Origin of the sequence: Paraburkholderia tuberum STM678 (assembly GCF_902833905.1) — a bacterium.
GTDB lineage: Bacteria > Pseudomonadota > Gammaproteobacteria > Burkholderiales > Burkholderiaceae > Paraburkholderia > Paraburkholderia tuberum.
Window position 1 is genome coordinate 99,231 of sequence record NZ_CADFGP010000026.1, and the last position, 12,452, is coordinate 111,682.

Consider the following 12,452-nt stretch of genomic DNA (forward strand, 5'->3'; position numbering starts at 1 on the left):
CCCATCGGGCCTTCGGTTTTAATCACAGTCCGGTTCGAATTAAAGCGGCCCGCGCAAGCCACCATCCCAACCTCACCGGCTCCAAATGATTTGCACTAGTATGTGGAAGCTCCGCACGGCCGACACGGGTGCCGCGGCGGCGCGTCAATGTCCGGAGAAGACCATGATTTCGCTGCGAAAATTGAATCTGGCCGTGGTGGTATGGGCGCTTGCGTCGGGCGCTGCGTTCGCGGATACGGTTGCGCTGAAGGCGAATCTCCAGCCGTCGAGCGAAGTGCCGCCGCGCGTGAGTCACGGGCACGGCATGCTGAATGCGACCTTCGACACGTCCACCCAATCGCTGCAGTGGACTGCTACTTACGAAGACTTGAGCAGTCCGGTCACCGCCGCGAATTTCCACGGTCCCGCGCCGGTTGGCCAGAACGCGAAGGTCCAGGTGCCGATCGAGAAGAATGGCCTCGCGAGTCCGATCAAAGGCACGGCGAAGCTGACCGAGCAGCAGGTCACGGATCTGATGGCGGGGCAGTGGTACTTCAATGTTCATACCGCGCAGAATCCGACGGGCGAAATTCGCGGGCAGGTGTTGCCGGCGAACTAGGCGTGGGCCTCGCGTGGGCCGAGCGCGCGTGCCGCGGCCAAAAGCAGCTTCACACCGTTAGAACCCGCCAACCAACGGCGTCCCCGCCACCGCCCGTACCATGACGGGACTTCAACGAAGGAGCATGTCCCGATGAGCTGGCAAAGCGCACTCGCTTGCTGGTATTTGCGCAAGCAGTTCCGGCCCGAAACCCTCAAACCGTCTATCAACGTCGAGCGGGCGCGCGCGCTGACCTCGAAGCGGGTGTGGTCGCCACGCGTGCCGCGCGGCTGGCATCTTCGCGAAACGTATGGCGCGGGCGAGGCGCCGCTCGTCGGCGAATGGCTGGAACGCGTGGACGGCGGCACGGCCGGCGGCGCGGAGCCGACGGTGCTGTATTGCCACGGCGGAGGCTACTACTTCTGCTCGCCGCGCACGCATCGGTCGCTAACGTTCGCTCTCGCTACCCGCGCAGACGCGCGGCTCTTCTCCCTCGACTACCGCCTCGCGCCCGAGCATCGCTTTCCGGCCGCGCTTGACGACGCCACCGCCGCCTATCGACAGCTGCTCGCGATGGGCATCGCGCCGAGCTCGATGGTGGTCGCCGGCGACTCGGCCGGCGGCGGCCTCGCGCTCGCCACGCTGGTCGCGCTGCGCGACGCCGGCGCACCGATGCCCGCTGGCGGCCTGCTGTTCTCGCCGTGGACCGATCTGGCGACGACCGGCGCGAGCCTGCGCACCAACGACAGCGTCGATCCGATGTTCTGTGGCGCCTCGATCGAGCGCGCGGCCAAGATCTATCTCGGCGACGCGCCGGCCACGCATCCGTACGCGTCGCCGGTCTACGCGGACCTGCGCGGTCTGCCGCCGCTGTTCTTGCAGGTGGGCAGCACCGAGGTGCTGCTCGACGACGCGCGCCGCGTCGCCGACAACGCGCATGCGGCAGGAGTCGATTGCGAATGCGAGGTGTGGAAAAACCTGCCGCACGTGTGGCCGATGTTCGCGCCGTTCATGCCGGAGGCGAACCGCGCGCTCGATCGCGCGGCCGCGTTCGTGCGACGCGCGACGAGCCGCGCCGCGAACAGGGCTCAGGCGTCGAGCGTCACGTCGAGCGTCCGATAGACGGCTTCGATCGTTTGCTGGCCGTATTGCCGCTCGAGCCGCCGCACGGTGAAGTGCCCGTGCGCGACCTGCTGGAAGTGATCGATAAACACGGTGTTGACCATCGCGCCGAGCACCGCGCCGATCGCGGGAATCGATTTGGCAGCGATCTGTTCGCTGACCTGCACCGAAAAGCGCGCGGCGATCGCGTTGAGCAGCCGCAGCAGCGCCGCCGAGCCGTGGGTCGTGAAGCCCTTGCTGGCCACCTCGGACGACGCCTTCGACACCGCCTGCGCTAGCGCGCCGCGCATGAAGAAGTAGCCGAGGTCGGCGTCGTCGTCCTCGCTCGATGTACCACCCATGCCGAGCACGGTCAGGCATTGCAACTGCGTGTCGACCGAGGTCAGGTCCTCGCCCTCGCTGCGCGCGATGTCGCAGATCGAGCGGAACATCAGCGTAGTCGTGACCGGCAGCTCGACTGGCAGCGCGATCAATCCAAACGCCCCGCCGGCCGCGCCGGTGGTCGCGACCGCGAACTTGTGCAGCAGGTTGTTCGGCTTGTCGGGCGCGAGAAGCCTGGCGTCCTCGCGCCGGCCGAGCGTGCGTAGCGCGATCGACAGACATTTGCGCAACGCGGCCTGCGTCGCATCGGACACTTTTTGGTTGGCGAACGCCGGGATGCGCGATAGCAGCTTCTCGATCGGCGCGCCGACGACGCTCGCGAGCTTCATCGTGAGCGCGGGGCTTTCGAGCTGGTGTTTCGCGCGCCGCAGCGCGGCGAGATCCTGCTCCGATAAGGATGGTGCTGCGAGCGAACTCGGCTGCATGGGCCTCCCTGGCATGTCGTGTCTTGCGTACCTGGAGTCAGTCTACCGCGTTGCAAGACGCGTTCCGTCCCGCTTGGCGCGTCGCACCATGGTATGATCCCCAATCTTTTGACACGTCAACTTTTGCTCCATCAAAAATGGCTGTCCATACCGCCGCCCACCATTCGAGTGGGCAAGTCTTACCGTTTCGCGAATCCCTGCTGGCCATGCTCGGCATCTCGTTTGTCACGATGCTGGTCGCGCTCGACCAGACCGTGGTCGGCACCGCGCTGCCCACCATCGTGTCCGAACTCCGAGGCTTCGAGTTGTACGCATGGGTCGCAACCTCGTATCTGCTGACCTCGGTGATCACCGTGCCGATTTTCGGGCGGCTTGGCGATTATTACGGGCGCAAGCCGTTCGTGATTGCGTCGATCGTCGTGTTCACCGGCGCCTCGGTGCTGTGCGGCGCGGCCAACAGCATGCTGTTTCTCGTGCTCGCGCGCGGGTTGCAGGGCATTGGCGGCGGCATGCTCGTCGGCACCGCGTTCGCATGCATTCCCGATCTGTTCCCCGATTCCGTCGTGCGGCTGCGCTGGCAGGTGCTGATGAGCTCGGCGTTCGGCATCGCCAATGCGGTCGGCCCGTCGCTCGGCGGTTTCCTCACGCAGTACTACGGCTGGCGCTCGGTGTTCTATGTGAATTTGCCGGTCGGGCTGCTGTCGCTGTTTTTCGTCTGGCGTTTCCTGCCGCATCTGCGGCACGTCGAACATACCGGCAAGATGCGGCTCGACTGGCCCGGCGCGCTGCTGATCGCCATCGCGCTCGGCTCACTGCAGCTGTTCGTCGAATTGCTGCCGAAGCACGGCGTCACGCTGAGCGCGTTCGCGCTGCTCGGGCTCGCCGTCGCGTCGGCCGTCACGCTGTGGAAATGGGAAAAGCGCTGCCCGACCGCGATCCTGCCCGTCGACATGTTCCGCAACCGCAGTCTGGCCGCGCTGTTCACGCTGGCCGTGCTCGGCGGCTTCACGATGTTCTCGCTGCTGTTCTACGCACCGCTGCTGTTCCAGGGCGGCTTCGGCATGTCGCCGAAAGAGGCGGGCCTCGTGATCACGCCGCTCGTCGTGTTCATCACGATCGGCAGTATCGCGAACGGGCGCGTCGTGTCGCGGGTGAAGAATCCGAACCTGATGCTGTACATCGGCTTTGCGATGGTCGCGCTGTCATGCCTTGGCATCGTCGTCGCGACCCGTTCGATGCAGCAATGGGTGCTGATGTCGTTCATGGTCGTCGGCGGCCTCGGGCTCGGCTTCGTGATGCCGAACCTGACGATCTTCGCGCAGCAGACCGCGGGCCGCGAACACCTCGGCATCGCGACCGCGCTGCTGCAGTCGCTGCGGATGATCGGTGGCATGATCGGCACGGCGCTGACCGGCACGCTCGTGACCCACATGTACAGGAGCGGTGTGCGCAATGCACTCGAAGGCGCGGGCGCGTCGCACTGGTTCGCCGATCTCGGCGATCCGCAGATCCTGATCAACCGCGATGCGCAGACCACGCTCGTCGACCAGTTGACCCACGCTGGCCACAACGGCGCGATGTTGCTCGAAAGTGCGCGCGAGGCGCTGGTCGGGGCGATTCATCTGGGTCTCGCGATGGCCGCGGTGATCGCCGTCGTGTCGGTGTGGCAAACCCGCCGCGTGCCGCCGATCAAGCTGCAGCGCAAGCTCGAGCCGGTGATTCACGCAGACTGATTTTTGAACTTGGTGTTGGACAGGCAGATTATGGAAGAACAGGACCGCGTCGCCGTCATGCAGCAATTTGGTCGCACGTATCGGGCGTTCATGTCGGCATTCGAGGCCCAGGTGGGGCATCCGTTGCCACGCTGGCGCATTCTGCTCGCGCTGCGCGAGCAGGCCGGCGAGTCGTCGCAGAAGCGGCTCGTCGAGCGGTTGCGCGTCGATCCTGGCGCGCTCACGCGACAGTTGAAGGCGCTCGAAGGGTTGGGCTGGATCGCGCGCAGCATGGATACGCGCGATAACCGCGTGACCAACGTGCGCCTGACCGAAGCGGGCCACGCCGCGACCGAAGCGAGCCTGCCGCGTCGCAACGCGTTCTTGCACGACACGATGGCCGGGTTGCCGGATCAGGCGCTCGCGGCGTTGTCGAGCGCGCTGAAAATGTTGGAGACGCGCATCGGCGAGGTGACGGCCAACGCCAACGCCGCGACCGTGGCCGCCGCGCCGCAGGAGACCGCTGGCGACGAGGCGGCGCAGCGCATGTGATTTTTAGTCCGCGCGTGGCGATAAAAAAGGCTGTGAGCCCAGGGGCGCACAGCCTTTTTCTTTAGCGGAACAGATCGCGCTTCAGTCAGCGCGGCGTGGTCCGATCAGAAGAACGTCTCGATCACTTCCTTCACGCGATACTGCGGATCGACGACCAGCACCTGCTTCCACTTGTCGAACGTCAGGCACGGATGCGAGATGTCGAACGCGATCATGTCGCCCACTTTCAGATCGGCGCCGGCGGGAATCCGCAGATACGCGTGCTGATCCATCAGACCGAAGATCTCCCAGCCCTCGCTCGCGGCGATGTCGCGCGGCGCTTGCTGGCCCGGGCGATAGTGGCGCGCCGGCTCCGGCATGCCTGCGTCGAACGCGGAGTCGCGTTTGCCGAGGCCGATGATCGCGCGATCCGGCTCGGGAATGGACTGCACGTACGCCCACAATTGCAGCGCCGGCAGCAAGCCTTCGCCCATTTTCTTCGCGACCGGATTGCGCTTGAAGATGTCGGTCTGCGCCTTGCGATAGATGCCGACGTCATGCGTCAGATAGCAGCCGGGACGCAGCACGACCTCGACCTTGCCGGATTGCGTCGCCTGCGCGAACTCTTCGGCGACCACGTCGTACCACGCCGATCCGGCGCCCGATAGCACCGCCGGCGAGCGCGCGAAACGCCCCTGCTCAACTAGTTCGCGAGTGACCGCAACCGCGCCTTGCAGGAACGCGCGCACTTCGGGTTCTTCCTTCAGCACGCCTTCGTACAGTTCGACCCCCGCGAGCTTCAGCACGTCCGGATAGCGCGCGATCGCGTCGAGCACCGCGTTGCGCTGCGCTTCGTCGCGCACGCCGGTGCGTCCACCCGGCACGCCGAGTTCGAGCAGCACCTGCAGCGGCTTCTTCACCGAGGTGAAGAATTCGCCGAGTTGCTCGACGCCTTCAGCCGAATCGACGAGGCAGAAAAATTCGAAATCCGGATCGCTGAGCAATTCGGCGATCATCATCATGTTGTGACGGCCGACCAGCTGATTCGCCATCAGGATGCGCGAGACGCCGCCGTGGTACGCCGCGCGCACCTGATGAGCGGTGGCGAGCGTGATGCCCCACGCACCGGTTTCGAGCTGACGGCGAAACAGTTGCGGCGCCATCGTGGTCTTGCCGTGAGGCGCGAGCTTGACGCCGTATTCGGCAACGAACGCCTGCATCCACTTCAGGTTGTGCTCGACGCGATCGGCGTACAGCACGGCGGCCGGCAGGCTGACGTCCTCGGCGAGCAGGTTCCACTCGAGGCGCGCGGCGTCCGTCAGCTGGATGCTCGTGCCCGGAACCATGCCCAAGCCCTTGCTATAAGGATCAATCGTCGCGCCCTGATAGTTTGTAACTTTCATGTCTCCGTGCTCCATCGTCCGGGTAAATTGAGTTGGATTTGACTTTACCATGTTATCGAAAGTACGATGTCTGAACGAATGTTATTTAGTACCATGGGTTTCGAAGGCCGCCGGAAAGGGCCGCGAAAGCCGTGCCGCGAACCCCACCGCCTGCCATGAACCGTAGCGCCGAACCGCTCGCTTTCGACATCGTCGCGCGCATTGCCGAGTGCGCGCCGGAGTTGCGCTCGGCCGAACGCAAGGTCGCCGCGCTGATCCTCGACGATCTGACCGGCGCGTCGCGCGCGAGCATCGGCGCGCTGGCACAGCAGGCCGAGGTCAGCATCGCGACCGTCACGCGCTTCGCGAAGGCGGTCGGCTGCCGCGACGTGCGCGAACTCAAGCTGCGGCTCGCGCAGGCGGCCGCGGTCGGTCAGCGGTTTCTCGAGCGCGACACCGCAAGCGACGCACCCGAGCCGATCGCCACGCGCGTCTTCGACGAGCTGCAAACGGCGCTCGCGCACAATCATCAACTGCTGCGCCAGGCGCCGCTCGCCGAAGCGGCGGCCGCGCTGCGCGATGCGCGCATGATCTACGTGTTCGGCATGGGCGGCGGCTCGACCGCGCTCGCTGACGAAATGCGTTTCAGGCTCGTGCGCCTCGGCCGCCCGGTCGCGACCTATCAGGACGGGCTGTTGCAGCGCATGGTGGCGAGCACGGTGTCACGCGAGTGCGTCGTGATCGCGCTGTCCACCACGGGGCGCGTGCCCGAGATGGTCGAGAACTGCAAGATCGCGCGCAGCTACGGTGCGACGGTGGTCGCGCTGACGGCGCCCGCGTCGCCGCTGGCGAAGCTCGCCAACTGGCTGATCCCGATCGTCGCGTTCGAAACCGATTTCATTTACAAGCCGTCGTCGTCCCGTTACGCGATGATGATGGCGCTCGATGTGCTCGTCACCGAACTTGCCGTCAGTCAGGGCGACGAAAGCCGCGAATTGCTGCGCCGCATGAAGCACGCGCTCGACGCGCACCGCGGCGGCGGCGATCGACAACCGTTAGGAGACTGATCCATGCATTCGCATCCCGAAGCCGCCGACACGCTGATCTTCGGCGCGCAACTGTACGACGGCACGGGCGCGCCGCCCGTCGAGCGCGACGTGGCAATCCGCGACGGCCGCATCGCCGCGATCGGCAATCTGTCGAACTGGCTCGCCGAAGAGGTGATCGAGGCCGAGGGGCGCGCGCTCGCGCCGGGCTTTATCGACGTGCACACGCACGACGACACGCATGTGATCCGCTCGCCGCAGATGCTGCCGAAGATCACCCAGGGCGTGACGACGGTGATCGTCGGCAATTGCGGGATCAGCGCGTCGCCGGTATCGCTGAAGAGCGATCCGCCCGATCCGATGAACCTGCTCGGCGAGCGCGACGCGTTCCAGTACCCGACCTTCGCCGACTATGTGAACGCGGTGAACGCCGCGCGGCCGGCGGTAAACGTCGGCGCGCTGATCGGCCACACGGCGTTGCGCAACAACCAGATGGACCGGCTCGATCGCGCGGCGACTGCCGAGGAAATCGAGCGCATGTGCGCGCAGCTCGAGGAAGCGCTCGCGCACGGCGCGCTCGGTCTCAGCTCGGGGCTCGCATACGGTTCGGCGTTCGCCGCGCCGACCGAGGAAGTGATGGCGCTCGCCGAGCCGCTCGCGGCCGCGGGCGCGTTGTACACGACCCATATGCGCACCGAGTTCGACGCGATTCTCGACGCGATGGACGAGGCCTACCGCGTCGGTCGTCATGCGCGTGTGCCGGTCGTGATCTCGCATCTGAAGTGCGCGGGGCCGTCGAACTGGGGGCGCAGCGTCGAGGTGCTGAAGTCGCTCGAAGGCGCGCGCGGCGGGCAGCCGGTCGGTTGCGACTGCTATCCGTACAACCGCAGCTCGTCGACGCTCGATCTGAAGCAGGTGACAGGCGACATCGACATCACGATCACGTGGTCCGAGCCGCATCCGGAAATGGCGGGCAAGCTGATCAAGGAAATCGCGGCCGAATGGGGCGTCTCGCAGCAGGAGGCGGGCAAGCGCCTGCAGCCGGCCGGCGCGGTCTATCACAACATGTCCGAAGACGACGTGCGGCGCATCCTGTCGCATCCGGCGACGATGGTCGGTTCCGACGGCCTGCCGAACGATCCGCTGCCGCATCCGCGGCTGTGGGGCGCGTTTCCGCGCGTGCTCGGCCACTATGCGCGCGATGCCGCTTTGCTGCCGCTCGAGGAAGCGGTGCGCAAGATGACGAGCCTGTCCGCGCGCCGCTTCGGACTCGCGCAACGCGGCGAAGTGCATATCGGCTATCACGCCGACCTTGTGCTGTTCGATCCGGCGAAAGTGCATGACGTGGCGACGTTCGACAAGCCCCAGCAGCCCGCTGCCGGCATCGACGCGGTGTGGGTCAACGGCGTGCTGTCGTATCGCGATGGCGCGGTGACGGGCGAGCGGGCTGGCCGGTTCGTCACGCGCGGTGCGCCGTCGAAGGGCGATGCGCAGGGCGCGTTCTGATTTTTTATCGATTGATGGCGGCACGCGCGGCAAGGGCGCCGCGCGTGCCCGACTTTTTAAGGAGTGTGACGATGAAGCGATATGGCGTGGAAGGCGGAAAGGGAACGGGCGGTCAGGTGATGCCGTTCGCGCGCGCGGTCGAGGCGGACGGCTGGCTGTTCGTGTCGGGCCAGACGCCGATGGAAAACGGCGAAGTGATCAACGGCGGCATCGTCGAGCAATCTCACAAGGCGATCCAGAACGTGTTCGCGATCCTGAAGGAAGCGGGCTATGGCGCCGAGCACGTCGTGCGTTGCGGCGTGTGGCTCGACGATCCGCGCGACTTCGCGTCGTTCAACAAGGTGTTTCGCGAGTATTTTGGCGAGAATCCGCCGGCGCGCGCGTGCGTGGTGTCGTCGATGGTGATCGACTGCAAGGTCGAGGTGGATTGCGTCGCGTATAAGAAGCCGGCGGCCTGATCGCTTTGATGGCTTTCATGTGACGAGGGCGCCGCAGGTCGTGATGGCCTGCGGCGCCCTCGTCGCGTTTACCGCTGTTTTTTGTGTTGGAGTTACTGCCGCGCGAGCCGCATGTTGTCCGGCATCGGCAGGTTGTAGTTGGTGCGGAACGGGTTGATGTCGAGCCCGCCGCGGCGCGTGTAGCGCGCATACACGGCGAGCTTCAGCGGTTTGCACATCTTCATGATGTCGACGAAGATTCGCTCGACGCATTGCTCATGAAACCCGGTGTGATTGCGGTACGAGATGATGTATCGCAAGAGGCCCGCGTGATCGATCTGCGGGCCTGCGTAGTGGATCTGCACGCTGCCCCAGTCCGGCTGACCGGTCACCGGGCAGTTCGACTTCAGCAGGTTCGAGAACAGCGTTTCCTCGACCGGCGCTTCGTCGCGCGCCGCGCTCAAAAGTGACGCGTCCGGCTGATAGACGCTCGCCTCGAGTTCGAGCCGGTCGAGCGACAGACCGGCGAATTCTTCCATTTTCAGCTTGCCGAATTCGTGCGGTGTGCTCAGATGTACCGACACGGTCGCGCCGCACGACGCGGACACGTCGCGCCTGATCGTGTCGCGCACGCTCTCGGCCGAGTCGAACGCAGTCTGCGCGAACGAGCCCAGATACAGCTTGAACGATTTCGACTCGACGATGTTCGGCGAGTCGGCCGGCACGAAGAACGTCGCGACGGCGATCTGCGGCTTGCCGCGCGCGTTCAGCCACGACAGCTCGTAGGCGTTCCAGATGTCGGTGCCGAAAAACGGCAGTCGCGCGGTAATGCCGATCGCCTCGCGCGCATGGCTGCGCGAAATCGGAAATAGCAGCGTCGGATCGTATTGTTCGGTGTAAGTCGAGGACTTGCCGAGCGGGGATTGTTCGGGTGTCATGATGCGTTCACGATGCCACTCAGCACGTGCCCGGTCGCGGTTACGACGCGGGCCGATTCGCAGTGGCCGATCTGGTCGTCGAAGAAAAAGTCGGGCTCGAACTCGCGCAGAAATGCGCTTTTGTCGAGGCCGCCGAGGAACATCGCTTCGTCGATTTCGATGTTCCATGCCATCAGGGTGCGGATCGCGCGCTCATGCGCGGGAGCCGAGCGCGCCGTCACCAGCGCCGTGCGAATGCGCATCGGCGCGGCCGCGTCCGCGAGTTTTTGCAGCCGGTGGAGTGCTTCGAGCAGCGGCTTGAGCGGACCGTCCGCGAGCGGCAGATGCTTGTTGTCGATCTCGTGACCGACGAACGCGCGCAGGCCGTCTTGCTGGAAGATGCGTTCCGCTTCGTCGGAAAACAAGACCGCATCGCCGTCGAACGCAATGCGGATTTCGTCCGGGTATTTGCTCGCCATTTTCGCCGATTCCGGCAACACGCGTGCGGCTGGGAAGCCAGCGGCGAGCGCATCGCGCACGTCGTGCTGATTCGCCGACAAAAACAGCGAAGCGTTCAGCGGCTTCAGATAACCGAACGGCGCGCGGCCGCGCGTGAACACGCCGCGCTCGATCGCGAGCCCGTGTTCGCGGCAGGAATGAAACGCGCGCAGACCGCTGATCGGATCGCTGCGCGACAGGATCACCACTTCGACGCGATGACCGCCGGCGTTCAGCGCAAGCAGCTTGCGGATCAGCGGAAACGCGACGCCCGGTTTCGCGGGCACGTTCAGACGCTCGCGCTGCAACGCTTCGTAAGCCTGCAGGTCGCCGGCCTCGTAGACACGGTTCTCTTCCTCGAAGTCGAACAGCGCGCGCGACGAGATTGCGACCACCAGTTTGTCGACGAGCGAAAGCGCCATCGTTGCGTTCCGGTTCGAAGAGATCAGGCGAGAAAGAGACGATAGACCGGATTCTTCGTCTCTTCCCAGCACGGATAGCCGAGCGTTTCGATGAAGCGCTCGAACGCCGCGTGGTCGCTCCCGGGCACCTGAATGCCGACCAGAATCGAGCTGTAGTCCGCGCCCTGGTTGCGGTAGTGGAACAGGCTGATGTTCCAGTTCGGCGCCATCGACGACAGGAATTTCATCAGCGCGCCCGGACGTTCCGGAAACTCGAAGCGAAACAGTCGTTCGTCGCGCGCGAGCGGCGAGCGGCCGCCGACCATGTAGCGGATGTGCTGCTTCGACAGTTCGTCGAAGGTCAGGTCGACGGTGGCAAAACCGTGCGCTTCGAAGGCGCCGGCGATCTGCGCCGATTCGCTGCGATTGCGGATCTGCACGCCGACGAAAATATGCGCCGAGTTCGCGTCGGCGATCCGGTAGTTGAACTCGGTGACGCTGCGCGTGCCGAGCAGCTCGCAGAAGCGCCTGAAGCTGCCGCGCTCTTCGGGGATCGTCACCGCGAAGACCGCTTCGCGCGCTTCGCCCACTTCCGCGCGTTCGGCGACGAAGCGCATGCGGTCGAAGTTCATGTTCGCGCCCGACGTGATCGCGATCAGCGTCTGGCTCTCGATGCCTTCCCGTTCGGCATACTGCTTGGCGCCGGCCACCGCGAGCGAGCCCGCCGGTTCGAGCACGCTGCGCGTGTCCTGGAACACGTCCTTGATCGCGGCGCACAGCGCATCGGTGTTCACGAGCAGCACTTCGTCGAGATATTCGCGGCACAGACGGAAGGTCTCTTCGCCGACGAGCTTCACCGCGGTGCCGTCGGAGAACAGGCCCACTTCGTTCAGCGTCACNTCGGTCTGCACGCCGATCACCTTGATCTCGGGGCGCACCGATTTCACGTATGCGGCGACACCGGCCGCGAGACCGCCGCCGCCGATCGGCACGAAGATCGCGTGAATCGGCCCTTGGTGCTGGCTGAGGATTTCCATCGCGACGGTGCCCTGGCCGGCGATCACGTACGGATCGTCGAACGGATGCACGAAAGTCAGGCCGCGCTCTTCCTGCAGCTTGACCGCGTGACCATAGGCGTCGCTATACGACTCACCGAACTGCACGATCTCGACGGTCGGCCCGCCATGCGTGCGGATCGCGTCGACCTTGAGCTGCGGCGTCGTCACCGGCACGACGATGATCGCCTTCACGCCCATGCGTGCCGCCGATAACGCTACGCCCTGCGCATGATTGCCCGCCGACGCGGTGATCACGCCGCGACTGAGCGCCTCGGCCGGAATATGCGCCATCTTGTTGTATGCGCCGCGCAGCTTGAACGAGAACACCGGCTGGTTGTCCTCGCGCTTCAGATAGACCGGGTTGCACAGCCGCGCCGACAGGTTCGGCGCGCGTTCGAGTTCGGTCTCGCGCGCCACGTCGTAGACGCGCGCGGTCAGGGTCTTTTTCAGGTAGTCGTG

Annotated in this window: 12 protein-coding genes; 7 read left to right on the forward strand and 5 right to left on the reverse strand. The window is 65.3% G+C overall.

Translation table 11 applies throughout. The features are described 5' to 3' along the window. Positions 1–163: 163 nt before the first annotated feature. Positions 164–598: a CHRD domain-containing protein gene (locus HWY30_RS22705; protein WP_090805584.1), complete on the forward strand. Its 435-nt coding sequence runs from the start codon at positions 164–166 to the stop codon at positions 596–598. A 132-nt stretch (positions 599–730) separates the two neighbouring features. Further along, a complete protein-coding gene (locus HWY30_RS22710; RefSeq protein WP_090802976.1) occupies positions 731–1,699 on the forward strand; it encodes an alpha/beta hydrolase in 969 nt (322 codons plus the stop codon). Here HWY30_RS22710 and HWY30_RS22715 read toward each other — a convergent pair. Next, positions 1,666–2,505: an EcsC family protein gene (locus tag HWY30_RS22715; RefSeq protein WP_090802977.1), complete on the reverse strand. Its 840-nt coding sequence runs from the start codon at positions 2,503–2,505 to the stop codon at positions 1,666–1,668. The two genes, HWY30_RS22710 and HWY30_RS22715, sit on opposite strands and share 34 nt — an antisense overlap. Before the next feature lie 137 nt (positions 2,506–2,642). Here HWY30_RS22715 and HWY30_RS22720 point away from each other — a divergent pair, with 137 nt between their 5' ends. Both HWY30_RS22720 and HWY30_RS22725 read left to right on the forward strand, forming a co-directional pair. Further along, the gene (locus tag HWY30_RS22720) at positions 2,643–4,238 is read left to right on the forward strand and encodes an MDR family MFS transporter (RefSeq protein ID WP_090802979.1); all 1,596 of its coding nucleotides are present in this window, start codon (positions 2,643–2,645) and stop codon (positions 4,236–4,238) included. A gap of 30 nt (positions 4,239–4,268) precedes the next feature. Then, positions 4,269–4,769 (forward strand): MarR family winged helix-turn-helix transcriptional regulator, encoded by a 501-nt coding sequence (locus HWY30_RS22725; RefSeq protein ID WP_090802981.1) that lies wholly within the window; start codon positions 4,269–4,271, stop codon positions 4,767–4,769. Between the two features lie 104 nt (positions 4,770–4,873). Here the strand turns inward: HWY30_RS22725 and HWY30_RS22730 are convergent, their stop codons facing one another. After that, positions 4,874–6,151, reverse strand: a complete 1,278-nt coding sequence (locus HWY30_RS22730; protein ID WP_090802982.1) for an amino acid deaminase — start codon at positions 6,149–6,151, stop codon at positions 4,874–4,876. Between the two features lie 155 nt (positions 6,152–6,306). Here HWY30_RS22730 and HWY30_RS22735 point away from each other — a divergent pair, with 155 nt between their 5' ends. The 3 genes from HWY30_RS22735 (at position 6,307) to HWY30_RS22745 (ending at position 9,140) form a co-directional block, all read left to right on the forward strand. Next, positions 6,307–7,197, forward strand: coding sequence for a MurR/RpiR family transcriptional regulator (locus HWY30_RS22735; protein ID WP_090802984.1), 891 nt, complete (start codon positions 6,307–6,309; stop codon positions 7,195–7,197). Between the two features lie 3 nt (positions 7,198–7,200). Next, positions 7,201–8,682 (forward strand): N-acyl-D-amino-acid deacylase family protein, encoded by a 1,482-nt coding sequence (locus HWY30_RS22740; RefSeq protein WP_090802986.1) that lies wholly within the window; start codon positions 7,201–7,203, stop codon positions 8,680–8,682. Between the two features lie 71 nt (positions 8,683–8,753). Continuing rightward, positions 8,754–9,140 carry a RidA family protein gene (locus HWY30_RS22745; protein ID WP_008923846.1) on the forward strand — a complete coding sequence of 129 codons (387 nt, stop codon included), beginning with the start codon at positions 8,754–8,756 and terminating at the stop codon, positions 9,138–9,140. A 92-nt stretch (positions 9,141–9,232) separates the two neighbouring features. Here HWY30_RS22745 and queF read toward each other — a convergent pair whose 3' ends face one another. The 3 genes from queF to ilvA all read right to left on the reverse strand — a co-directional run. Further along, on the reverse strand, positions 9,233–10,057 hold the full coding sequence (gene queF, locus HWY30_RS22750; protein ID WP_090802987.1) for an NADPH-dependent 7-cyano-7-deazaguanine reductase QueF: 825 nt from the start codon (positions 10,055–10,057) through the stop codon (positions 9,233–9,235). Further along, positions 10,054–10,956, reverse strand: a complete 903-nt coding sequence (locus HWY30_RS22755; protein ID WP_090802989.1) for a 5'-nucleotidase — start codon at positions 10,954–10,956, stop codon at positions 10,054–10,056. Before HWY30_RS22755 ends, queF begins: the two co-directional genes overlap by 4 nt. Positions 10,957–10,979: 23 nt before the next feature. Continuing rightward, a partial coding sequence (ilvA, locus tag HWY30_RS22760) for a threonine ammonia-lyase, biosynthetic (protein WP_176078934.1) occupies positions 10,980–12,452 on the reverse strand: 1,473 nt, incomplete at its 5' end.

Coding starts and splice junctions, on each gene's coding strand:
- HWY30_RS22705 (WP_090805584.1), top strand. CDS start 164: ATGATTTCGCTGCGAAAATTGAATCTGGCCGTGGTGGTATGGGCGCTT.
- HWY30_RS22710 (WP_090802976.1), top strand. CDS start 731: ATGAGCTGGCAAAGCGCACTCGCTTGCTGGTATTTGCGCAAGCAGTTC.
- HWY30_RS22715 (WP_090802977.1), bottom strand. CDS start 2,505: ATGCAGCCGAGTTCGCTCGCAGCACCATCCTTATCGGAGCAGGATCTC.
- HWY30_RS22720 (WP_090802979.1), top strand. CDS start 2,643: ATGGCTGTCCATACCGCCGCCCACCATTCGAGTGGGCAAGTCTTACCG.
- HWY30_RS22725 (WP_090802981.1), top strand. CDS start 4,269: ATGGAAGAACAGGACCGCGTCGCCGTCATGCAGCAATTTGGTCGCACG.
- HWY30_RS22730 (WP_090802982.1), bottom strand. CDS start 6,151: ATGAAAGTTACAAACTATCAGGGCGCGACGATTGATCCTTATAGCAAG.
- HWY30_RS22735 (WP_090802984.1), top strand. CDS start 6,307: ATGAACCGTAGCGCCGAACCGCTCGCTTTCGACATCGTCGCGCGCATT.
- HWY30_RS22740 (WP_090802986.1), top strand. CDS start 7,201: ATGCATTCGCATCCCGAAGCCGCCGACACGCTGATCTTCGGCGCGCAA.
- HWY30_RS22745 (WP_008923846.1), top strand. CDS start 8,754: ATGAAGCGATATGGCGTGGAAGGCGGAAAGGGAACGGGCGGTCAGGTG.
- queF (WP_090802987.1), bottom strand. CDS start 10,057: ATGACACCCGAACAATCCCCGCTCGGCAAGTCCTCGACTTACACCGAA.
- HWY30_RS22755 (WP_090802989.1), bottom strand. CDS start 10,956: ATGGCGCTTTCGCTCGTCGACAAACTGGTGGTCGCAATCTCGTCGCGC.